19 protein-coding genes are annotated in these 23,604 nt (G+C 50.0%); 4 read left to right on the forward strand and 15 right to left on the reverse strand.

Annotated elements, in window-relative coordinates; translation table 11 throughout:
- Positions 1-14: 14 nt before the first annotated feature.
- Positions 15-3,047, reverse strand: a complete 3,033-nt coding sequence (locus tag F0L74_RS12010; protein WP_149838108.1) for a SusC/RagA family TonB-linked outer membrane protein — start codon at positions 3,045-3,047, stop codon at positions 15-17.
- Between the two features lie 180 nt (positions 3,048-3,227).
- On the opposite strand from F0L74_RS12010, the gene F0L74_RS12015 reads away from it, so the two are divergent.
- Complete coding sequence (locus F0L74_RS12015; RefSeq protein WP_149838109.1) at positions 3,228-4,136, forward strand: AraC family transcriptional regulator; 909 nt, start codon at positions 3,228-3,230, stop codon at positions 4,134-4,136.
- Here F0L74_RS12015 and F0L74_RS12020 read toward each other — a convergent pair.
- The 8 genes from F0L74_RS12020 to F0L74_RS12055 form a co-directional block, all read right to left on the reverse strand.
- Entirely contained in the window at positions 4,119-5,321 is a 1,203-nt protein-coding gene (locus F0L74_RS12020; RefSeq protein ID WP_149838110.1) for a hypothetical protein, read from the reverse strand. The genes F0L74_RS12015 and F0L74_RS12020 overlap by 18 nt on opposite strands.
- A gap of 66 nt (positions 5,322-5,387) precedes the next feature.
- Positions 5,388-6,155, reverse strand: a complete 768-nt coding sequence (locus tag F0L74_RS12025; protein WP_149838111.1) for a porin family protein — start codon at positions 6,153-6,155, stop codon at positions 5,388-5,390.
- 315 nt (positions 6,156-6,470) lie between these two features.
- Positions 6,471-6,629, reverse strand: coding sequence for a hypothetical protein (locus tag F0L74_RS33265; protein ID WP_213086947.1), 159 nt, complete (start codon positions 6,627-6,629; stop codon positions 6,471-6,473).
- 169 nt (positions 6,630-6,798) lie between these two features.
- A complete protein-coding gene (locus F0L74_RS12035) occupies positions 6,799-7,698 on the reverse strand; it encodes an AraC family transcriptional regulator (protein ID WP_149838112.1) in 900 nt (299 codons plus the stop codon).
- Positions 7,699-7,721: 23 nt separating this feature from the next.
- Complete coding sequence (locus tag F0L74_RS12040) at positions 7,722-8,921, reverse strand: SGNH/GDSL hydrolase family protein (RefSeq protein ID WP_149838113.1); 1,200 nt, start codon at positions 8,919-8,921, stop codon at positions 7,722-7,724.
- Positions 8,922-8,927: 6 nt separating this feature from the next.
- Complete coding sequence (locus tag F0L74_RS12045; protein WP_149838114.1) at positions 8,928-11,129, reverse strand: alpha-galactosidase; 2,202 nt, start codon at positions 11,127-11,129, stop codon at positions 8,928-8,930.
- 64 nt (positions 11,130-11,193) lie between these two features.
- Entirely contained in the window at positions 11,194-13,548 is a 2,355-nt protein-coding gene (locus F0L74_RS12050) for a glycoside hydrolase family 95 protein (RefSeq protein WP_149838115.1), read from the reverse strand.
- A 320-nt stretch (positions 13,549-13,868) separates the two neighbouring features.
- Positions 13,869-14,591 (reverse strand): SDR family NAD(P)-dependent oxidoreductase, encoded by a 723-nt coding sequence (locus F0L74_RS12055; protein WP_149838116.1) that lies wholly within the window; start codon positions 14,589-14,591, stop codon positions 13,869-13,871.
- A gap of 110 nt (positions 14,592-14,701) precedes the next feature.
- Here F0L74_RS12055 and F0L74_RS12060 point away from each other — a divergent pair, with 110 nt between their 5' ends.
- Together F0L74_RS12060 and F0L74_RS12065 are read left to right on the forward strand one after the other, a co-directional pair.
- Positions 14,702-15,169: a hypothetical protein gene (locus F0L74_RS12060; RefSeq protein WP_149838117.1), complete on the forward strand. Its 468-nt coding sequence runs from the start codon at positions 14,702-14,704 to the stop codon at positions 15,167-15,169.
- Between the two features lie 2 nt (positions 15,170-15,171).
- On the forward strand, positions 15,172-15,486 hold the full coding sequence (locus F0L74_RS12065; protein ID WP_149838118.1) for a DUF3817 domain-containing protein: 315 nt from the start codon (positions 15,172-15,174) through the stop codon (positions 15,484-15,486).
- Here F0L74_RS12065 and F0L74_RS12070 read toward each other — a convergent pair whose 3' ends face one another.
- The 4 genes from F0L74_RS12070 to F0L74_RS12085 all read right to left on the reverse strand — a co-directional run bounded on the left by F0L74_RS12070 (position 15,487) and on the right by F0L74_RS12085 (position 19,260).
- The gene (locus F0L74_RS12070) at positions 15,487-15,900 is read right to left on the reverse strand and encodes a pentapeptide repeat-containing protein (protein WP_149838119.1); all 414 of its coding nucleotides are present in this window, start codon (positions 15,898-15,900) and stop codon (positions 15,487-15,489) included.
- Positions 15,901-15,978: 78 nt separating this feature from the next.
- Positions 15,979-17,649, reverse strand: coding sequence for a serine hydrolase (locus tag F0L74_RS12075; protein ID WP_188315975.1), 1,671 nt, complete (start codon positions 17,647-17,649; stop codon positions 15,979-15,981).
- A gap of 51 nt (positions 17,650-17,700) precedes the next feature.
- Positions 17,701-18,255: a dihydrofolate reductase family protein gene (locus F0L74_RS12080; RefSeq protein ID WP_149838121.1), complete on the reverse strand. Its 555-nt coding sequence runs from the start codon at positions 18,253-18,255 to the stop codon at positions 17,701-17,703.
- Between the two features lie 183 nt (positions 18,256-18,438).
- On the reverse strand, positions 18,439-19,260 hold the full coding sequence (locus tag F0L74_RS12085; protein ID WP_246197685.1) for a PfkB family carbohydrate kinase: 822 nt from the start codon (positions 19,258-19,260) through the stop codon (positions 18,439-18,441).
- A 229-nt stretch (positions 19,261-19,489) separates the two neighbouring features.
- On the opposite strand from F0L74_RS12085, the gene F0L74_RS12090 reads away from it, so the two are divergent.
- On the forward strand, positions 19,490-21,919 hold the full coding sequence (locus tag F0L74_RS12090; protein ID WP_246197686.1) for a CehA/McbA family metallohydrolase: 2,430 nt from the start codon (positions 19,490-19,492) through the stop codon (positions 21,917-21,919).
- 17 nt (positions 21,920-21,936) lie between these two features.
- On the opposite strand, the gene F0L74_RS12095 is transcribed toward F0L74_RS12090, so the two are convergent.
- Positions 21,937-22,365, reverse strand: coding sequence for a VOC family protein (locus tag F0L74_RS12095; RefSeq protein ID WP_149838123.1), 429 nt, complete (start codon positions 22,363-22,365; stop codon positions 21,937-21,939).
- 163 nt (positions 22,366-22,528) lie between these two features.
- Positions 22,529-23,299, reverse strand: coding sequence for a DeoR/GlpR family DNA-binding transcription regulator (locus tag F0L74_RS12100; RefSeq protein ID WP_306462922.1), 771 nt, complete (start codon positions 23,297-23,299; stop codon positions 22,529-22,531).
- Positions 23,300-23,604: the final 305 nt, after the last annotated feature.

A 23,604-nucleotide genomic window follows, 5' to 3' on the forward strand; every position in this document is an offset into this window, starting at 1 on the left:
TTACAGATTTTAGATTATAAACCCAGGTTTACGCCTACCAGGAAAGTGCGGTATCGTGGATAGATATCCGTTTTCTGGTCTGTGCTGCCATTAATTTCAGGATCTATGCCCCGATAGCTGGTAAACAGGAAGGGCTCCATAACCTGTACATAAGCGCGGAGGGACCTTACTTTTAACCTGTTCAGCAAATTGGGCGAAAAATCGTATGCCATGGTGATATCCCGCACGCGGATAAAATCCCCTTTCTCTGTCGCATAACTGGAGGAGCCATTACGCAGCATGCGCAGGGAGGCCCCAAAAGCATTAGGCCGTGGTATATCCGTATTCGTATTGGTGGGGGTCCAGTAGTTCAGCCCTTCTTTTATGATCACATTGCGCCCCTGTCCCATATACAGATAGTCTGTGTATGCCCTGTCGTATACGTCATGCCCATACATGTAAGTCGTAAATACGGTCATGGACAAGCGTTTGTACCGGAAATAATTCCATACGCCGCCCCAGCCTTTAGGCGTAGTGCGGCCCACAATGGCCCTGTCATAGTCATTTATTACGCCATCCTTATTCAGGTCTTTTACCCGCGCATCACCCGGGCGGCCACTGGGATTCAGCGTAAAATCATCACCCTCCTGGTAAATGCCATCAAACACGTAATCCACTATCAGGCTGTTAGGCGCCTCTCCCACTTTCAGCGTAGGGCTGAGGGAGTCGCGGCCAGGTAACAGGGAGGTGATCTTTGACGTATATTTTGACCAGTTCAGGTTTATCTGCCAATCGAAATTGTTGGTTTTTACCGGCCATAATTTCAGGCTTATATCTATGCCGCGGGTATTCAGCGCCGCAACGTTGATCATTTTATTGCTGAAACCCTGTGAAGGCGCTAAAGCCTGGTTCAGTAGCAGGTTATGGACATTTTTGTTATAAAAATCAAAACTAGCCTGTACCCTCGAGTTAAAGAAGGCCAGGTCAAAGCCGGTATTGAACTGACGCTGGCTTTCCCATTGGAGGATGGAGTTGCCGGCATTACCGCCCAGCTGGTAGCCGGAGGTTTGGCTATTACCGTTATAAGGATAGGCGGAGGCATCCATACGGGTATAGATCTTATCGTATGTAATATCCTGGTTGCCTATCAAACCGTAGCTTACGCGGATCTTGGCATCGCTCATCAGGGATTTGAGCTTGTAACCGATAAACGGCTCGTCTACCAGCCGCCAGGCGCCACTAACAGAGGGAAAAAACCCATGCTGGTTTTCCGGGCCAAAATTGGAAGAACCATCATAACGGGCCGTGAAGTTAAAGATGTAACGGTCTTTAAACTTATAGATCACCCTGCCCAGCACGGAGTTGATCACCCGGTTCCAGTAATCGGAGTTGATGTCGTCCCTGCGGGAAGCCGCTTTGATATTTTTATAGGTCAGTACATCTGTGGGAAAGCCGGAAGCCTCCTCATAGTTCCACTCCTGCCTTCTTTTCTGGTAGGTAAAGCCGCCTAATATATTCAGTGAATGCTGTTCGGAAGGATTGTAATCATAGGTAAGGGTATTTTCCCATACCCAATCCCGCCAGCCAAAGTTCTCCACTTTGGCTACGCCGCCTTTTACAAACCCGTCGCCGGACGTGTTGCGCGGCAGGTACTGGAATTTCTGCTCCTTATACACATCCAGTCCCAGGCTGGAACGGAAGTTCAGGTTCCGTATTACCTTATAATCAAGGAACAGGTTACCCAGGAAACGATCGTCTACGGCCTGGTTCACAGCATCCCGGGCCATTGCTACCGGATTATCGGAAACGATATTGCCGCTGCCGGGGTCCAGCTCTACAAAAGGCCGGCCCAGGGAATCATAGATAGGCCGCAGCGGGCTTTGCGTAACAGCGCTGTAGTAAGTGCCCTTACCTACGCCGTTTGTTTCTACGTGCGAAAAGTTGGTATTCAACCCCATGGTCACCTTATCCGTTACCGCGGATTCCATATTGCCTTTCATGGAATAACGCTTCATGTTCGAGTTGATGATAATACCATCCTGGTTCAGGTAGTTGCCACTCAGGTAGATCTTATTGCGGCCAATACCGTTAGATATGCTCAACGTATGGCTTTGCATAGGCGCCACCTGGGTAATAGCGTCCACCCAGTCGTAGGATTTACCGGCGGCCAGGCTTTGCAGCTCGCGGAAGCTGAATACCACAGAATCGGTCTTAGGATCATTCAGCGGCCATGCGTCCGGGTCTTCATCGCTCAGCGCTATACGGCGCAGCTTTATATAATCCTGCGCCCCTATAAAATCGTAGGAGCGGTATATTTTCTGTACGCCGTAATAGCCGTTATAATCTATGCTGGACCTGCCGGACTTTGCCTTCTTGGTGGTGATGATGATCACCCCGGCGGCAGCCCTGGAACCGTAGATGGCAGCTGCGGAAGCATCTTTGAGCACATCAATGGACTCTATGTCATAAGGGTTGATCTCGCGTATATCACCGCTCAGGATCACACCGTCCACTACATAGATAGGCGATCCCCCGCCTTCGATGGAGTTGATGCCCCTGATCTTGATATTAGTACCTGCGCCTGGCTCAAAACCGCCATTGGTGATCTGTACACCCGGTACCCTTGCCTGCAGGGCGCTATTGATATTAGTTACCGGCATCTCGCTCAGCTCTTTACCGGATACGCTGGATACGGCGCTGGTCAGGTCCTTCTTTTTCTGGGAACCATAACCGATCACCACCACTTCATTGAGGCCGGAAATATCTGATTCCATGGCCACCCGGATAGCGGTATCCGCGGGTGATACTGCAATGCTCCGGCTTTTGTACCCCACATAGGAGAACAAATAGGTGGTTTTACTTTGTGCTGCCGGAATGGTGAAATTGCCATCGGCATCTGCCTTTAATGATAATTTTTTGTTCGCTGTGTTGGTAATTGTAACAAAGGGAAGTGGTTTTTGGGAAGCTGCGTCCGTTACCCTCCCATGTAGCATTTTTTCTTGTGCATTCGCCGGTATGTATAGGCACAGCGATAGCAGTAAAAGGTAAAAGGATGTATAATTTTTCATAACAAGAAATTTTTGACATGACGGCAGGCATTGCCGTCATACATTGCCCCATCGTGGATTTGAGCCAAAATTCGTGATTGGAAATAAGACTAAGAATAGTGGTTTTTTCGGTAATGATGGATTTTTTTGCGGTAAGTGTACTACTTTGCAGTTTAGAGGGTTCCTGCTTAATTTTAACGTATGAGAGATAAAACAGCGAGAAAACGGGAAGGGTTTGAAGGGCAACGGCTCATCGTATTGCCTAAAAAGATCAGTACGGATTTTCTGACCAAAGATCCCATTACCCGTCAGATCTATGTTACCGATATAGGGTACTATCCTAAGGCCAAAGGGCATTATATGAAACGGGCAACAGGCGTAGGACAGCATATCATCATCTACTGCGTGGAAGGTAGTGGTTGGGTAGAGATCAACCGTAAGCGGGTAGAAGTGCTGCCTTCACAGTTCATTACCATTCCCATGAACACCCCGCATATCTATTCCGCTAATGAACAGGATCCATGGACTATTTACTGGATCCATTTTAAAGGAGAGCTGGCGGCATATATTGTAGAACTGATCCTGCAGCATGCCAAGAACTATAAGCCATACCTGCCCTATAATGAGCATCGCATCAAACTATTTGAAGATATCTATAGTAACCTGGAGCGGGGTTATACAGCAGACAACCTGCGGTATGTGAATATGATCTTCTATCATTTTCTCTCGTCATTACTGTACGAGGACAAATTCAACTACGTAAAACATCCAGATGAAAAGGATGTGATCGCGGCCACGCTGGACCTGATGCAGCAGCAGATCCATACCCGTGTTACGCTGAATGAGTTTGCGGAATTTGCCAACCTGTCCGTATCTTATTTCTCCACCATTTTCCGGGAACGTACGGGCTACGCGCCGGTGGAGTACTTTAACCACCTGAAAATGCAGAAGGCCTGTCAATACCTGTTACTGCCAGACATTACCATTAAAGAGGTAGCCAGCACCCTGGGAATGGATGATCCGTATTATTTCTCCCGGATGTTCTCCAAGCTGATGGGCGTATCTCCTAAAGAATACAGGAAAAGGAACAAATCAGGATCTGTTAGCTAGTTGTTGTTCCCATTTTTTGACAATAGGGCCGGCCACACCGCAGGCTTCCAGCAGGGCGGTAAATCCGTCTGTCATTGTCCAGTCTACGGCGTATACCATAAATTCATTGCCGGTTGCTATCTTCCCATCAAGCTTTCCCGCATTCAGCAAACGGGCTACTTTCCTGAGCATTTCCGTTGCCAGCGCGTAGTCATTGCGTTTTTCCACTTCTGCCATAAAAGCCGCCATTGGCCGCTCAAAAGGCTGTCCATAGATCATAGCGCCTTCTTTATCCGGATAGGTGATCCAGTCTTCAAACAGGCTGTCTTTAGTAGCTGCCTCTTCTATCTCTTCCCGTTGCCTTTCCGTGACCATACAAAGATAGGGCGTGTATTGATTGATCTCCTGGTAGTGTAGTTCCAGGGCTGCCAGTGGTTCCCCTGGCGCGGCTTCTTCTACCGCGCTGATAATATCAGCGGCCATCTGCTGCGCCACCTGGTCTCCCAGCTCTTCCAGCGTAATATTATCAGGTTTCCGCACGTACAGGTAGCCAACGTTCTCATCATCATCAAATATGGCCCTTACCTCCTCCAATTCGCCGGCGCCATCATAGCTATATTCTTCCTTTGAGGTCATTTGCTCATTACCTGGCAGCACCTGCAAACAGTCTGCGCGCTCCAGCCGGTTACCGGACCAGTGATATATTTTGCATTCGCACAGCAGCTCCCGCTCATTCAGGGCGTTCAGCACAATTTTTTTGTCCGCTCCGCGGAAATCTTCTCCCTCACCACGGTTATCCAGGGTCAATGACTGAAAGGTTTCCTTTCTGCCATCGTTATAAACAATACGCTGTATACAGGAAGGCAGGCGGGATTGCAGGTTGTACTCGGTATATTCAACCAATTCCGCTGTATAGGTATAATGGCCTTTTATCACTTCCTTTCCACCGGGCTCCGTCACGGTCAAATAAACAGGGCGGCCGGTAGCATCCATGGCATAGGCGTATACCGAACCGGGGCCAGGGGCCGCCAGTAGCGGGCCGGCCGGTAAAAATTGTTCCGGGCTGTATTTCTCCAGTTTGAAGCGAAAGTTTTCCGCGTAAATAGTCTTTACAATATTATCCGCTGCCGGCATAGTGGCGGGCAATGTATCATATGCGGTCAACCATCTGTCCAGCAGGTCCTGCTTCAATTCGTGAAGTGTCATTTGCGTATGTCTTAGTCGCTAAAGATATAAAATCAGTGCTGCATAGCAAATAACGTTCACTATTATTTAACGGCCAATACGGAAAGCGTATCCGGCTGCTATTACTGCGGCGCCCGTATTATTCTTTCCATTAATATCGTTCTTCTGAATATTGATAAACCCGTAGTTACCGCCACCTTCTAAGAATACGCTGCAGCGCTTCCATCTGTAAGCAATACCTATGTGCCCATCTATACCGGCATTGATGGGGCGTATTTCATCCTTGATATCTTCCTTACGGTCAAAAGACTGGGCGCTGGGAAGCATAGGTTGCATATGCGTTTCATCCAGGTAGATGTTGCTGGAGCCGCTGGTAATGTTCTTTGCAGATACCCGCAGGCTCACAAAAGGGCCCAGGGCAGCATACAGGTCCCAGGGACCATTGGGAAGAAAGTGATACTTAGCCAGCACCGGCAACATCAGGTAATTGATCTTAGCCGTGCTTTTATAGTCGGCATATAAGTATTGGGGCGCTGTGCCCGGCGGGAACATGGGTTGTAATTCCGGCGGTACGGAAAAGGCCTGATTACCGTTTTTCTTACCGCCTTGCGCTGAATACCGCAGTTCCGGCTGTATAGAAAAACGGCTGGTGATATGGAACTCCGCGTGTATGGCAATATCCGGTCCTAACCGGGAACCATAACCGCTGTTAATGGGATTTGCGGAAGAACCGGAAGAAAGATTGGGGATGCTAAGGCCGGCTTTAATACCCAGGTCTATCTGAGCCTGTGCGGTGTGGGGATGTAGCAGCAATAACAATACAGCAAAGCATACCAAAGAAGCGTAATTTTTCATAAGGGTAAACTTTAGTGAGCTGAGGTTAAGTAATATGTATATATAAAGCTACGATTATCCCGGGATTATTCCATGATAGCGGTCAGTAGCCACCGCTTAGCTTTTTTAGGCCTCATTTTATGATATAGCAGTTACGGGCAAACGCTGTCGTTTAAAAAAACATACCCGATAGCCCGTTATGCTATAAAAAAGTGTCTTTACTACAGATGGATCATCATAAAAACGCGCGTTTAACCTGTGCCTTAGCTGTCGCAAAATCCTTATGTTGATCGACCCAGTTGTTTTATCAACCAATGTCTAAACGGCCGGGGGCAGTTAGCCCCTGGCCTTTTTATTGAGGTAGGAAAGGTCCAGGGTGTTAATGATCTCCTCTGGCGAAAGATCGATCAGCAGCTTCCAGAGTGGCAAGCCTCTTTTCTTTGCCCACAGGTCATAACAGGCATTGGTCACAGCGGCCAGCGCCAGGTGCAGCACTATACGGGGTTGCGGTGCACCGCATCGCTGCCAGTGCCTTCATCCAATGGAAAACGTGCGTCAAACGTGAGGATATCCTTGATCATGATGTTAGCTTACCAGGGTGAAATTAAAACGATCAGTAAGCCCGTAAAATGATCAATCCTTTCATTATGATGGATTATCCCATTCAACCTTCGCGGCGGCTGGCAGCTTTATACTGCTCCGGCGATACATTCATATGCTTTTTGAACAACCGGGAGAAATGATAGGGATCATCATACCCAATGGCCTCTGCCACATCCTTCACCTTCAGGTTGTCCTGGTACAGCAGCAGGCAAGCCTTCTGGATCTTCAGATGTATGAAATAGTCGATAGGCGGCATACCGGTGGCCTTGCGGAACAGCGTGGAGAAATAAGAAGCGGACAAATGGTGCGCGGCGGCCATATCCTCTACCGTTAGCTTTTCATGCAGCCGGCTGCGCATGTACAAAATGGTTTGGGTGATAGGATTTTCTACTGCGGCTGCCTGACGTTGCTGGTGTTTATCAGGGAATATAAAAGTGGATACAAAATGGTACAGGCAAAAATTAGCATTAATAAGATTATCTGTGCTATAGCCCATAGAAAGGCTTTCATACATATTTTCCCAGATCTGCAACCCTTTCTCGTTCAGCGGCATATCCTGCGGCCCGTCAAATGGGGCTATGTTCAGGGATGTGTTAAACCCGTCCATATCCTGTCCGCTGAAATGTACCCAGTAAATAGTCCAGGGGTCTGCCTCATCAGCGCCATAACTCAGGTGCAAGCTGGTAGCAGGGATAATAACATACTGGTTGGGCCCTACCGTAAACTGGCGTTTGCCAATACGGTACCAGCCTTTGCCACGCAGGCAGTAGATAAGGATATTATCCTTACAGCCATTTTTACGTAAACGGTAATGTGCTATTGCTTTGGGAAAGTACCCGATATGGGTAATATAGATCTGGCTAATGGCCGCATGGCGTTTTGCATGCTGCTGGCATACCGCATCGGGCAAACTGATCAGTTGCTGCCCTTCAAACCCGTCACGTCGCTTGTGTTTCTCCATATGCTACCATCGCAGCAGCGAACCTATTTATTCACCAGGAAGTACACGATCCTGCATATATTTTTGGTTGATCCGGTATGGGGCCCGCCTGTCTGCAGTCGCAAAATATGCTTTTCCTGCGTTAATCCGTCGCCCAGCAGCAAATACCAGGGCAGGTACAGGTCCTTACTCCATTCCGTATACACGTCTTTTTCTTTCATGGGTTGCCCGTCAATACTATATTGAATAGTACCGGCATCCGGGCCGGAGAGCACGCCAATACCCACCGCGCGGCCCGTAAAGGTAAATTCCAGGGAGCCGCCGCTGCTATCGGATACTAATACCGGCACGTGTACAAAACCCGGCCGTGTAGCGGTATTATCATCCGGCTGCCAGGACTCCACCAGCTGAAAACCATTTTTGTTGGTGGCTTCATGTATATCCGCATAGCTGGCATACTGGTAATTAAAGCTATCTGCCGGCATAGGCAGCTGTGCAGCTATCAGCTTTGCCGGTACGGGCCTTTTAAATGCGCCATCCAGCAGCTGACGGATGGTATTAAAATACAGCCCCTGGCCAAAAGGTGAAGGATGCAGGTCCTTAAAATCATCCTGCCAGGTAAACTCACGGGCATTGATACGGTCCGTGATCTCCCGCGCCAGGTTTATAAAGGGCAGGTGGTATTTACGGGCAATATCCGCATGCACCTGCACTTCTGCCGGTATTTTACCCGCCTTGTAATCCGCCATCTTATCCGGGTCTACAAATGCCATCAGCACAATATTGGCATCCGGGTTGGCAGATAACATATGCCTTACAATACCTTCCAGCGCGCGGCGCTGCGTGGTCTCATCCGTGCCATTCACATGGTCATTCACGGCAGACTCTATAAACAGCAGGTCCACTTTTCCTTTGTCCAGTACATCCCGCTGAAAACGGAAAGCATGCGGCAGGCTTCCCAAAGAAGGAATGCCTGCCGCTATAAAATTGAAATTGGTACCCCGGTATGTATCTGATAAATATTTGCATACCATATCCCGCCAGCCCTCCATATGCGTAATGGAGCCGCCCAGGAAGGCTACAGTGGCCTGCTTATCCTTGCGGATGCAGTACCAGGCATTATCCAGGTTGCCATTGCGTATAATATAGTCCTCACTCTTCAGCGGCGCCGCTACACGCACCGTTTGCGCACCGGCTGTTAAGCCGCCCAGCATGAACAGGCACAAATAAAACAGTCGTTTCATTACGGTTTATATTTCGTCTATCTGCAAAACTACGCTGGTCCGGTGTGCATTCACATTCGGATTAAAACCTATTTTCATCAGGAAGTCGCCGGAATAGGTCTTATCTTCCTTAATGCCAGACTTAGTTCCAGGGTAAAGGTTTACTTCCCTGATCTTATATTTCGCAGCAGGTTTTAATCCTTTCATGCGTATGGGTGCATGGCTGCCTTCCCCATACCGGTTATTGACCAGGTAATTAAAGATCACGCCGGAAGATTGTTTTTCATCCAGGTACAGGATAGCAGCTACGCTGCTCTCCCTTGGGTTTGACAAGCGGTATTGCTCGCCCTGCCAGATAATGGACTTCACCGCATCGTATGTTTTAATCGCCTGCTGGCAGAACTGCAGATCCGGTGCGCTTAATTTGCTGACTGCAACGTCAAAGCCCAGCTTACCCATCATGGCTACATCTGTACGGAACTTCAGCGGTTGTTTGCCCCAGTCTGTTACGTGGTTGGAGCTGCTGATAGCTGGGTAGAAATAAGAATATTCCCATTGCATAAAAATACGTTCCATAGGATCTGTATTATCACTGGGCCAATACTCCGTGAAGTATTGCAACGCCGCATAATCCACGCGGCCCCCGCCACCGGAGCACAACATCATCGGCACTGTTGGGTATTTAGCCCTGATCTTTCCCAGCACCTTATACAATCCGCGCATATACTCAATATAGAAATGCGATTGGTTTTTGATAGTAGCGGAATGCGCATTATAGATCACCGCATTGCAGTCCCATTTAATATAGGCCAGCCCGGGGTTCTTTGTGAACAGGCCATCTATGATCCCAAATACAAAATCCTGCACCTGTGGGTTGCTAAGGTCCAACACCAGCTGGTTCCTGAAATAATGCTCCTCGCGCGCAGGCTCCCGCACTACCCAATCCTTATGCTTTTCATAAAGTTCGCTCTTGGGATTCACCATTTCCGGTTCTACCCATATGCCAAACTTAACGCCGTCATTGCCGGCTTCCTTTACCAGCGATGCGATACCGTTTGGCAGCTTGCTTTTATTCTCCTGCCAGTCGCCCAGACCCGCATGGTCATCATTACGGGGATACTTATTGGCAAACCAGCCATCATCCAGCAGGAACAGGTCTACGCCTAGTTCCTTGGTCTCCTTTAACAGCTGGAACAGTTTGCTTTCATTAAAATCGAAATAGGTGGATTCCCAGTTGTTCAGCAAGGTAAGCCGCGTGCCTTTACCATCCAGCAGCTTATAGTTCCTGGCCCAGCGCTGCAGGTTCCTGCTGGCGTTGCCTTTGCCCTTGTCAGAGAATGTATACAGGAAAGCGGGGGTGGTAAATTCCTCGTTAGGCTGCAGGGTATAGTCAGACGCGTAGTTATTAATGCCGGCAATAATACGCAGGTTATCCTGCGGATCCAGTTCCAGGTCTACCCGGAAATTGCCGCTGTATTCAAGCGCCCCGTATAACACGCTGCCCTCATCTTCCGTTGCGGGTTTATTCATGGATACCATGAACACAGAAGGCTGGAAAAGGTTAGCCCTGGTACCCAGCTTTGTATCCAGCGTGTGGATGCCGTGCGTGATCTTAGATTCTTCCGGCTGCATTTCCTTTGCCCAGTCTCCATGGTATTGCGTAAGCCAGAAGCCGGCGTCTGCCTTCAGGTGCAGGTTGGCAGAGGCAAATTTGTGCAGCACCACATTCCCTTTTTCTTTATGGCGGATGGTGCTCCATTGTTCCACCACATCTTCCTTAAAATAGGTTTTGTAGTATAAGGTTACTTCAAGATCGTATACCGGATCTTTCAACACAATGCTCAGCAGGGATACATTATCGTCTGTTTTGGTAACCTGGTGACTTACATAACGAAGGTCCAGCGAGTTGTTGCCATCTGCATGCGTAACCGTGATAGCCGGTTCTGCCAGGTTGCGGGAGCCGGCCGGTGTATAGGCGGCATTCAGCACCTCGGAATAATCATTGCTCTGTTTGTAAACGCCTGGCACAGCATCATATTCCGCGGGATCGGCCAACTTTTCCCCAAAATAGATCGTGCTAAGGTCCTTGTGATCATTTACCTGCAATACCAGCGCATTATGCGCTGTTTGCACGGGAATATTGATATGCTGCGCCTGCGCCCTGGATACCCGTACCTGGGTACCCAACAATACGAGTGATAACGTGGTTAAATATACTTTTACCTGCATGTGTTATTTTATTCCTATCGTAAATAGTTTAACGGTATCCAATATATATTTTCAGGCGGATATTTTACAATTTCGCCGTCATAATTTGCTTTATTGCTCCATTTATCCGCACTTTCACGGTACGCGGCTGCGGACTGGCGATCTTATAACTGGTGATCTTCCCATTTTTCCAGGCCATACTAACCGTGCAATTGCCGCGCGCTTTAAGACCGCTAACGGAGCCGGCAGATTTCCACTGGTCCGGGATAGCCGGCAGCAGGTCTATAAATCCGGCGTGGCTCTGCAACAGCATTTCCGCAATACCGGTTTCGCCGCCAAAATTGCCATCTATCTGGAAAGGCGGTCCGGCAGAAAGCAGGTTGGGATAAACACCGCCGCCAGCGCCGTAGTTCATATTTGTTTTCAGGGTAGGCTTCATCAACTCTTTAAACAGTTTAAAAGCCCGGTTGCCATCATGCAGCCTTGCCCAGAAAAGTAATTTATAGGCAATAGACCAGCTGGGGCCATCGTCTCCTCTTACCTCCAGTGTTTTTTTGCAGGCCTCTGCCAGATCAGGCGTAGTTTCCGGTGTGATCAACCCGGCGGGGAATATGCCGTACAAATGCGATATATGACGGTGCTGCGGCTCTGCCTCCTTATACTCCTCCATCCATTCCATTAACCTGCCATCGCTGGCTATCCTGCCGGGAGGTGGTACATGCTGCAGCTGCGCTTCCAGCTTTTTGCGGAAGTCCGCATCTATGCCCAGGTCTTTGGTGGCCGTGATCACGTTGGTGAACAGCTCCCGCACGATCTGGTTATCAATGGTAGGGCCTACGCATATGCTGGCGGATTTACCATTTGGCAAATAGAACCAGTTCTCCGGTGAGGAAGAGGGCGAGGTGACCAGCCAGCCGGTTTTATTGTCTGTTACCAGCATGCTGCTATAAAACTGTGCGGCGCCTTTCAGCACCGGGTAAATATCCTGCAGGTATTTTTTATCATTGGTAAAAGCGTAATGATCCCAGAGGTTGCTGCACATCCAGCCGGAGCCGGATTTGGTGATACCCCAGGAAGCGCTTTCGCCCGGTTCTGTAAAACCCCATACATTGGTGATCACATGGGCCACCCATCCTTCCGCATTATAATAGGCTTTAGCAGTACGCTCCCCTGGTTTTACCAGCCCCTTTACCAGGTCTGCCAGCGGTAGGTCCAGCTCCGGCAGGTTGCTAACCTGTACCGGCCAGTGGTTCATCTGCACATTTACATCCAGGTGGTAATCGCCGTTCCAGGGCGTTTGCACCTGGTTAGCCCATAAGCCCTGCAAATTAGGCGGCAACAGGCCTACACGGGTACTGCTGATGGTGAGGTAACGGCCAAATTGAAAAAACAGCGCCGGCAAGGCATCATCGCTGGCAGGATCGCTACGGAAAGCAGCCAGCCTTTTATCCATAGGCAGCTGTTCTGCATGGCTGGTACCCAGCTGCATATTTACCCGGTTAAATAACCGCTGGTAATTGGTGATATGCTGCTGTTGCTGGGCCACATACGGCTTTTGCATGGCGGCAGCTAATACCTGTTTGGTTTGCTGCTCAAAACCAGGGTTCCTGAAGTCCGTACCCATGGAAAGGTACAAGATCACTTCTGTGGCGTCTTTTATCACCAGTGCATCCTTTTCCGCAGTTAATGTGCCGCCGGTCAGTTTTGCCTGTACGCGGGCCATATAACGCATGCCAGGAGTATCTGTGCCGCTTTTAAGCTGACCGTACAACTGCAGTTCCTTACCGGTAGTTTTTGTAGCAAAGTTTTCCGGACGGTCCATGCTTACGCGTATATTCAGCTGTCCTGGTTTGCTGGCGCTAAGGCGTACAAAACCGGCATCGTCGGCAAAGCTGGTAAAGTATTCCCTTTTATAAGTAATCCCGTTCAACTGGAAAGTGGCAGCTGCCACGGCCGTCTGCAGCGATAGCTCCCGCTCATAACGCTTAGCGGTGGTGTCAGCTCCTTTATAGTCAAACTGCAGGTTAAGCGTGCCTAATACCTGGTAACAGCCAAAAGGCACATCCGCAGAGCCCTTACCTGTACAAACAAACGATTTATCCATGATAGCCTGGGCCTCATTGTTCCTGCCTTCCGCCAACAGTTGGCGTATCTGCGGCAATAACTTATAAGCATCATAGTTGTTCGCGTCCTGCGGTGCGCCGGACCAGAGGGTAATATCGTTCAACACGATCTTTTCTGTATGCACGCCGCCATCCGGCATCATGCCCAAACGGCCATTGCCCAGCGGCAATGTTTCTTCCCATACTTCCGCCGGCTGGGTGTACCAGAGGCGCAAAGGAGCCTGTTGCTGTGCAACTGCGGTTACAGATAAGCCAAGAAAAACTACTACTCCTGCAAACCACCGCAGGCTACCGGAAAAAAATTGCTGTACGTTCATCGTTTACTATTACTGTTTAAAAATAAAACCTGGCCGGCTATATGCCAACGGGTAAGATAAAAAGCAGCCCGGAGATAATGTTAGGTTAAATATACCGCGAAAACCGTGATGACCCGGTTGATCACTATCGCAATAAAAATATCAGGATAGCTGCGAACAGGAAATGGGGAAATCTTCTGTCATGATGGATTATACTACTATTTCAATAAAAAGACATTCCCCGCAGCAGCTTGCCCGGCGGGGAATGGCATGATCCACTAAATTAATATCAGTTTAGATCAAATGAGTATCAGTTTACCTGCAGGCAACAGCGCACGGCCTTACCAGGGCAGCGCACCCGCTGCATTAAAGAACTGTCCGGTTGGTCCTTCCTCATCCAGCATCGCATAACGCGCCACTATACGCGCAGCATCTGCCGGATCTCCGTCTGCTGTAAAATTATTCAACGCCGTGCGGGTATACCCGGGGCAAACGCTGTTTACCTTAAAAGCCGTATCCTTCAGTTGAAAGGCCAGCATCATGGTATACAGGTTCAGCGCTGTTTTAGAAGGTACATAAGCGGCGTCCTTAAATGCATAATACATCCAGGCTGGATCCTGGTGCAGCGTAAGCGAAGCTACTTCGCTGGATACATTTACGATCCTGGGCTGTGCAGCCTTTTGCAGTAATGGTAACAGTGCCGTAGTGATACGGATAGCGCCCAAATAATTAGTGGCAAACACCTGCTGCGTATTCAACACGCCATCCTCTCCTGCCGGCGCCGGAAACTGTCCCAGGATACCAGCATTATTGATAAGCACATCCAAAGTAGCTGTTTTTGCAGCAACAGTTTGCGCTGCTTTTTCTACAGACAATGCATCCGTAACATCCAGCTCAATAACGTCGCAGGATGCCAGCCCCTCCGCCTTTAATGCAGCTATCGCATCAGCGCCCAATGATGGGTTCCTGCTTCCCAGGTAAACAAAATACCCCTGTTGTAATAAATGTCTGGCGGTTTCAAATCCTATGCCTTTGTTAGCGCCGGTGATCAATGCCTTTTTCATGTGATAAATAATTTAGTCTGGAGCAAAATAAATGCAGGCTTCATTCGTCAACAACCCAAATCATGCTATGTTCCAGAAGCCGGAACTTTCCAGCATACAATTATCCATACATGTATCTGTATCTGTTATTCTTTCATTCTTTATTGCGCTGGCTGGTATTGGGCAGTTTTTTATACGCGCTGTTCCGGGGCCTGAGGGGATGGCTGGGAAAAAAAAGAAATTTCCGCGCGGCAGACAGCGCGGCCCGGCAATTGGCGGTAACAATGGCGCATATACAGCTGCCTGTTGGTTATGTGCTGTATTTCAATAGCCCGGTCATCAGCTATTTCCGCACGCACTATCATGAAGCGGGATTGCCGTTTGATTTCCTGTTCTTTGGATTGATCCATATCATCCTCATGACCTTATCCGTGGTGTGTATTACCACTGGCGGCGCGGTTGCCCGGCGTAAGATCGACGACGCCAGCCGCTTCAGGGCCATGACGCTCTGGTTTGCAGCCGCTTTGCTCATTATTTTAATTGCTATACCCTGGCCGTTCTCGCCCCTGGCGCAACGGCCGCTGTTAAGATCCTTTTAATTATGCTAAGTTTTTTCCGGACAAAGATCGGACGGCTGCGACTAATAGCCCTCCTGGAAGGTATTTCCCTGCTGGTACTGGTATTTATTGGCGTGCCGCTAAAATATATATACCAGGCCCCTGCCCTTGTAAAAACAATAGGCCCCGTGCACGGACTGTTGTTCCTGTTATTTGTGTTGAATACGCTGAGCGTAGGCGTAACCTATCAATGGAACTTCCGCACTACAACGTGGAAAGTGCTGCTGGCCTGTATCATCCCGTTTGGCACTTTTTATATAGACAGGAAGATCCTGTCTAAAATGCCACCGGTGCAATAGTTACTTTCCCTGCTGCTGCGCATAAGCCTGTAACAGGTCTGCCACTGGTATCCCATTTATCTGCATACCCGTGATGGTGCAATCATGTAACCGCACATGGCTCAGATCACAATGCAGAAATTCGCTGCCCTCCAGGGTACAATCCTCAAACTTCAGCGGCCTTTGTCTGGCGGCAGGATCATACAATGGATGATCTGCCGGCGGCATGCCAATATTGTGGATATAAGCGCCGCCCAGCTGAGCGCCTTCAATTTCAATGTCGCTCAGGTTGGCGTTGGTGATGATCGCATTGGTAAGACATACATTCTCGAGGGAGAGACGTTTTACAAAAACATCTGTAAAGCTAACTTCTTCTATGCCGCCGGTTTTCAGCGCCAGGGCGTCCGGCGTTTGGGTGATGGTGATCTTGTCCATATCCTTTTTTCCCAAATGTAGAAAAGGCCCTTGGCCTGTAAGGGGGGTATCAGCGACAATACCGGGGTGTTTTGCGTCTCACCTGGCCACTACCGTAATAATAGAATCAAAGCTCTCCGGTTTGGCCTGTTTATTAGACGGGTCCGGGATCCAAACGCCATCCACTGCAAACTTATAGGTGTAGGTACCAGGTTTTAGCGCGATGGTAACCACCCATGCGCCATTTTCCCAACGCATGGGCGTGCGCAGATCGTTCCAGTCATTAAAGGTACCTCCCAGGCTTACATACCGGGCATTGGAATAGGCCTGTAAACGGAAGGTGGTGGGCACGGCCGCGCTATCCTTTGCGTTTTCCGGCAGGTTCTCAAGGCGGCGGGCAATCTGTCCTACCTCCTTATCCGCTGTATCCAGGGCAGCGGCTTTTTCAAAAGCGGTAGCGGCTGCCTGCCGCTGTCCTTCCCGTACTTCCGCTTCTCCTAATCCCCTCCAGGCGGCAGCGCCCCGGGGATAGATCCTGGTATTCATTTCAAATACCTGCCGGGCCGTAGCGCTGCGTTTCAGTTCCAGCAACCGGTAACCAATGCCGTTCATCTTATCTTCCGGGAAACGGGTAGTATCCTGGTAGGGAGCGCCCGGCTGCATATAAGGCTGCATGGCTTCTTCAAAAGGCAGGTCCAGCAGGCGGTATATCAGGGCTATATCCTGCAGGCTGGCATTGTCATTGTTCACCCATTTTTCTGCTGGCTGTTCATGATTAAAGAACATCCGCAGCAGGTCCGGCGCGATGACCAGTCCTGTGGAGCTATTGGCAAAATATACCAGCCCCTCCTTTTTATCCGGGTAACCAAACAGGAAGGCTTTAAAAGTGCCATTATCCCCCCATTGCCAGAAGGCAGGGGCATTGTCTGCAAATTGATACCCCACGCCCAGGCCCCAGTAAAGGGCATTATTATCCTTGGCCACCCGGCTGTTAGGCTGCGGTTTAAAGACCTGTTCATAAGTACTTTTCTTTAATCCTTTGCGGTTCAGCAGGGCAGTCAGGAATTTGGCATAATCAGTAGCGGTTGTTTGCAGGGAAGCGGCGGTATTTGGCTCGTTGGGCTGCCAGCGGCCGCTGGTCTGCCCTACATCTGTATGCGGGAAAGCGGCGTCCGCATTATAGGCCTCCTGCCAGATAAAGCTGCTACGGCTCATACCCAGGGGGCGTAATACGGTTTGCTGCAGATAATCCTCTATGGTTTGCCCGGTGATCTTTTCCACTACCTTGGCCAGCATCACAAAACCTTCGCCGGAATAGTTCCAGCGCTCGCCCGGGTTATATTTAAATCTTAAGGTATCGCCGTTACGCCAGTTGGGCAGGCCGCTGGTATGGCTTAGCACCTGCCGGGCCGTGATCTGCCGGTAGCGGGCATCATAGGCAAGGTCAGGATAATCGTAGTAGTTATACAGGGGTTTGTCCAGGTCCAGCTTGCCGGCATCCACCAGTTGCAGCACCCCATAGGAAAATACGGCCTTGCTCAGGGAAGCGGCGGAGAAGATGGTGCCTGCATCTACCGGTTCTTTGGTATCTGCGCTGCGGATGCCCAGGCTATAGAGCTCCGCTACCTGCCCGTTTTTTACATATGCCAGGGAAAGCCCTGGGATATGGGCTTGCTGCATGAGTTGCCTGATGGCCTCTTCCCGGGATTGTGAGCAGGCAGCAGCCGCCTGCAGCAGGATGAGTACAGGCAATAAAAAGAACTTCCTCATGTAAAAGGATTTATTATAAAAGACGCCCCTCCAAAAAAAAAGTTGCATTGACTAACGCTTTACCGCATACTCTGCCAGCATCACACCGGCGGCAGATGTTTTTACACCGTTGAATGTTAACCCTACCCTTTCTTTAATATCCTTGAAAAGCGGTTTGCCGGCGCCTAAAATAACGGGATGAATAGCCAGGCGGTACACATCCACCAGCCCCAGGTTCATAAAAACCGTGATCAATTGTCCGCCGCCGTATAACCATATGTCTTTACCGGGCTGCTGTCTTATTTCCTGTACGCGTTCGGGAATGTTATCGTTGATGAAACTGGCATGGCCATCGTTGCCGTTTTTTGTGCGGGAGAATACGTATTTGTTTTTGCGGTTAATGACCTCGCAAACTTCTTTCATAGCAGCGGGCTCATTTTCGCCGGGCTGGTAGTTGCCCCAAAGGTCATAACTGATACGGCCATAAAAAATATCGTCAATACCTGCCAGGAAATCCGTAAAGATCTCCCCAGTGTCGCCATCCATATTACACCAGTCAATCTCTCCATTGGGGCCTTCTATAAAACCGTCAAGGGTTACTGCTAAATCCAGAATGATCTTTCTCATTGTATATAGGTTATCTGTTTGAATATAGGTTATCTCTTTGAAAAAGATACTACTTTCTACAATGGAGGACAATAGCTAACTGCTGCCTTACCGGACCAGGTTCCGGTTTTGCCGTTGGCTGGCAGGCCTGGTTTGCTTGCTGAAAATATCCTGTTATTATTGGCTAAAGGTTCGGGCTTTATTTTACTGTATTAAGATCCTTGATTCACTATTGGCCAGCAGGTCAAGCACATCTTCCGGCGTACCGGTGAAAGGACCGGAAGATTCTATCTTCAACGTAGCCATGGCGGCCGCAAATTCCCCGGCCGCCTGGAAACCTGCGCCTTTGCTGCGCTGGTACAGGTAACCGGCCATATAGGTATCGCCACAACCGGTGGCGTCTGTTACAACGGTTGGCGCATACGCCGGTACCTGGTGAAAGATCCCATCGCTGTAGATCACAGAGCCCATACTCCCCAGGGTGATCACCACTTCCTTTACGCCCCAGTCTGCCAGCACTTTAGCGCCTTCCGTCACATCCTTATGCCCGGTAAGCACTTCCATTTCGTATTCGTTCACCTTCAGGATATGGATATATTGCAGCGCCTCTTTTTTGGCCGGCCAGTCGATAGGTATTACATTATGATTTTCCACTTTGCGGAGGTAACCCTGGGCATCCAGCGAGATCTGCCCTCTCTGGGACAGGGTCTTGATCAGTTCTACCGGAATATCATCCGCCAGCAGGGGGCCCAGGTGAAAGATCCTGGCCTGTATAGGTTGCAACTGTTCTACTGTAAAGGGATCTGCTTTTTGCAGCACGCGCTGGGTGCGGTGGTCCTGGTTTTCAGAATAGATGTTCTCAAAGTAAACGGTAAATTCGCTGGGCAGTGCCTGCACACTGATGCCTTTAGCCTGCAGCGCTTCCACCACATGCATTTCACTGGCCGCCAGGGCGGTTACCAGCGTATATTGCACATCCATATTGCGGATAGCATTCGAAAAATAAAAGGAAGTGCCTCCCGCCATATGTACCACTGATTTAGTGGTGACAACCTTATCTAACGTAATATGCCCAACGCAGCAGATATCGTACATGAACTTGTTTTAAATAATGAATTCCCCTAAACGATTGTTTGCAGGCTAGCGGCAAAAGTAGCCAATTGCTCATTTATTAACAATTAAATAAAGCGACAGGCACTGCAATGCGCGCTAAACCAATGAATTAGTATTTTTGCAACATTACCACGTTACATATATGAAGTACCTCCTGCTCCCCCTTATCTGCCTGCCCATGCTGCTGGCGGCACAACACAACGCCCATCCGGCCGCTGCCGGTAGTAACCAACACAGCTCCCATTCGGCCGCGGCAGATAGCAATATTGTTGACAATATAGACCCGCAACCTTTACTGGCCCAGGCCTTACGCCTCCAGGAAGCCCTGGCCTTCCTGGGCAGCGCCCTTGCGCCGGCAGATGTGCAACATTTACAGGCCTTGCAGCGGCAGGCGTTAACACCCGCAACCGCAGCAGCGATCCAACGGCTGCTGGACCCGTATTGCCTGGCCACGGTAGAGATCAACCCGGAGGCCCGCGTAAAGGTGAACCGGGGCCCTGCAAAAGCCAGCCTGATACAGGGCGGCTGGACCAGCTTCCTGGTAAAAGTGCACAACGAGGCCGGCGTAACGGCCCGGCTGGAGCCCACCAGCGCGCATGCCTCACCGGCCCTGCACATCTCTACCTCCGCTGCCCGCGCCCTGCCTGAGAATAAACTCTCCAAAGGGCAGGTACAGAACCGCTTCCTGGAGCTGCAGCTATACCGTAACAGGCCTTTGTTGCCCAGCCTTTCCGGCTTTGCGCTGGAATATGCCGTACTGCAGGTGTACAGTAAAGACGCGGGGCAACGGGAGGCGGACCTGGGTTTCCATATTGGCCAGGGCACCCAGGACATTGGTTTCCGTAATAGCATTCCCTTACTGTTTAATATACGCCCGGCCGTAAAAGTGATGCTGGATATAAAGGATGAAGACGGCGCCCCCGCCATGGCATCGCTCACCATCACTGACGGCATTGACCGCGTACGCGATAGCGCTGCCAAAACCGATTACCGGCTTACGCTGGCACAGGAAAATTACCAGGTCTATTCAAAAGCATTGACCGGCATCTATCCCCTGCCCTCCCGCCGGGTAGCCGCCTATGACGAATACCCGGATTTCTTTTTCCAGCCACAGGTATACCGCCAGGATGGGGAGCATATTATGCTGGCGCCCGGCCACTATACGGTCAGCTTTACCCGGGGACCGGAATACCTTACACAAACCAAGGAGCTGGTGATACCGGAAGGCGTTACCAGCGTAAAGGCCTCTTTCCGCCTGCAACGCTGGATCAATATGGCCAAACTGGGATGGTACAGCGCAGACCATCATGTACATGCGGCCGGCTGCAGCCACTATGAAAGCCCGGAAGAAGGCGTATCGCCGGTAGATATCTGGCGGCAGGTACTGGGCGAGGACCTGAATGTAGCGGCCGTACTGGCCTGGGGACCAGGCTGGTACCATCAGAAACAATATTTTACCGGCCAGGCGGATACCTTATCCACCGCCAGCAATATCATGCGTTACGATGTGGAGGTATCCGGCTTCCCCTCTTCCCACTGCGGGCACCTGGTGCTGTTACGGCTAAAGGAAGATGACTACCCCGGTACCAGCGAAATTGAGGATTGGCCCAGCTGGACCAAACCTGTGCTGCAATGGGCAAAATCACAAGGCGCGGTGACCGGTTATGCGCATTCCGGCTGGGGACTGGCGCCCATAACGCCGGCAACAACGCTGCCCAATGAAGTACTGCCCAAAATGGACGGCATAGGCGCCATGGAATATATTGTAACGGTAACGGAAGGATTGGTAGACTTTTTCAGCGCGGGTGATACGCCGGCGCCATGGGAACTGAATATGTGGTATCATACCCTGAACTGCGGGTTCCGCACAAGGCTGAGCGGCGAAACAGATTTTCCCTGCATCTTTGACGAAAGGGTAGGTATTGCCCGCAGCTATTTTAAACCGGCCGCCGCCCTGGATTATGATGGGTATGTAAAAGCCCTGCAGCAAGGCAGATGTTATGTATCGGATGGCCGTTCCCATATCATTGACTTTGCAGTGAACGATGTGGAACCCGGTACCGGCAACAGCGAACTGCAGCTGAACAAACCACAGGACCTGCGCATCCGCGCAAAAGCAGCCGCCTGGCTGCCCATTCAACAGGACGAAGAAAGCAATGCCATCGCGCATCGCCCATCCTGGGAATCCCCCTACTGGCACCTGGAACGCGCCCGTATCGGACAATCCCGGCAAGTGGGCGTAGAGCTGCTTATTAATGGCGTACCGGTAGATACGGCGCCCCTTACGGCAGATGGCAAACTGCAGGAGCTACAGTTCTCCTATCACCTGGAGCACTCCGCCTGGGCGGCATTGCGCATCCTTCCCAGCGCCCATACCAACCCGGTATTCATTATTGTGGATAAACAGCCTATACTGCTACGCCAAAGCGCGGAATGGTGCCGTAAAACGGTGGACCAATGCTGGAAAATGAAACAAGGCAATATCCGCACCAGCGAACAGCCGGCCGCGCAGGCGGCCTATGACGCGGCGCGTAAAGTATATGACGGGTTAATAAAAACAGCCGTGCAATAGGCAGCGCCATCCAATATTTATCCCGCCACGTGCTCTTCGCAGCTGATGATCCAATGAATGCCAAAACGGTCCGTGAGCATGCCCAGCCAGGTATCCCGGCATACTTTCAGGAATGGCAGGGCTACCTCCCCGCCGGTGGAAAGCCGTTTAAAGAACCAGGAGGCTTCATCTTCGCTATCTGAATTAATGGAAACGGAAAAATTCTGACCGGGAATACCGTCGCCTTCTGCCGCGGGCCGGTCGCTGCCCATTAAAACGGTGTCCGGTCCTATGGGAAGGGATATATGTACGATCTTCTGACCTTCGCTGTAAGGGACATTTACATCATCATCCAGCTCGTTGAACCGTGTTTTCTGATAGAAATTACCGCCAAATACGGACCGGTAAAAATTGAATGCCGCTTCGCAATTCCCATCAAATACCAAATAAGGGTTTATTGCTGCCATTATAAATAAATGGTTAGTTAGTAAAATAGTTAGCCGGAATGTGCTCATGCAGGAGTTGAACGGGAGCGCCGTTCATACCGTATCCGGTAATGTAAAGCTAGGATGGTATGCTTAATTCAAGGGGTTGTTACCGCGACAATAAAAGGGGCCTTTGCGACATCCCTTATACAATGGTCACCTTGATGCCCATATCTTCCAGGGTCTTTAATATATGTGGGGAAATACCCTTATCGGTGATGATCTCATCCACGTCTTCGAGCCCGCAGATGCGGCCAAAGCCTCTTTTGCCAAACTTACTGGAATCTGCCAGCACAATGGTCTTTTGCACAGTACTGATCATTTTCTGGTTCAGGTGGGCCTCCATAATATTGGTGGTGGTGAGCCCAAATTCTATATCAATACCATCTACCCCCAGGAACAGCTTACTGCAGGAAAAATCTTCCAGTATTTTCTCTGCATAGGGCCCCGTTACGGAAGATGAGCTGTTGCGCAGCAGGCCGCCCAATTGAATCACCTCTATTTCCGGGAACCGGAGCAGCTCCAGGGCCACATTCAGCGCAGCGGTGATCACGGTCAGGCTGCCTTTGGGGTGGATGTTGCGGGCCAGCGCCAGCACCGTGGTACCGGAGGCGATGATAATGGCGTCATTGGCATCTACCAAAGCGGCGGCAGCCAGGCCTATATTATCCTTCTCATCCTTGCGTATCTTTTCCTTTTCATTGACCGGTTTATCATTGGTATAGGGATTATTGACCATGGCGCCGCCATGGGAACGGAATAACAGCGCCCGGTCCTCGAGCAGCTTCAGGTCCTTACGGATCGTTACCCCGGATACATCCAGTTCTTTACACAGGTCAACCACACTGATGTATCCTTTTTCGTACAGTTTATCCAGGATGAATTTATGGCGTTCAGCAATATTGATCATAGACATAACACATAAAATTAATGGATTAAAGACTGCCGCAATGTGAATTTTTTACCCATCCGCATTAATTGCTGCCGGAAGGGCCCGGTTCCTGAAGGTGTGGCGGCTGCGCCGCCGGCCACCGCTCATCCACTTTCAATTGATTTCATTTCAAGCTTCCATTGCCGGCAAATTAACCCTTTCGAAACCAATACTCTCCAAACAATTGGCGGCAATATTCGTTAAAACGATCATTTTCAGCACATTATTATCAAGTAGCCCACTTTCTCCCGCTTAACCAAAATATTTTTGCTTTTTCATATTATTTTATA

Source organism: Chitinophaga agrisoli (genome assembly GCF_008386695.1).
GTDB lineage: Bacteria > Bacteroidota > Bacteroidia > Chitinophagales > Chitinophagaceae > Chitinophaga > Chitinophaga agrisoli.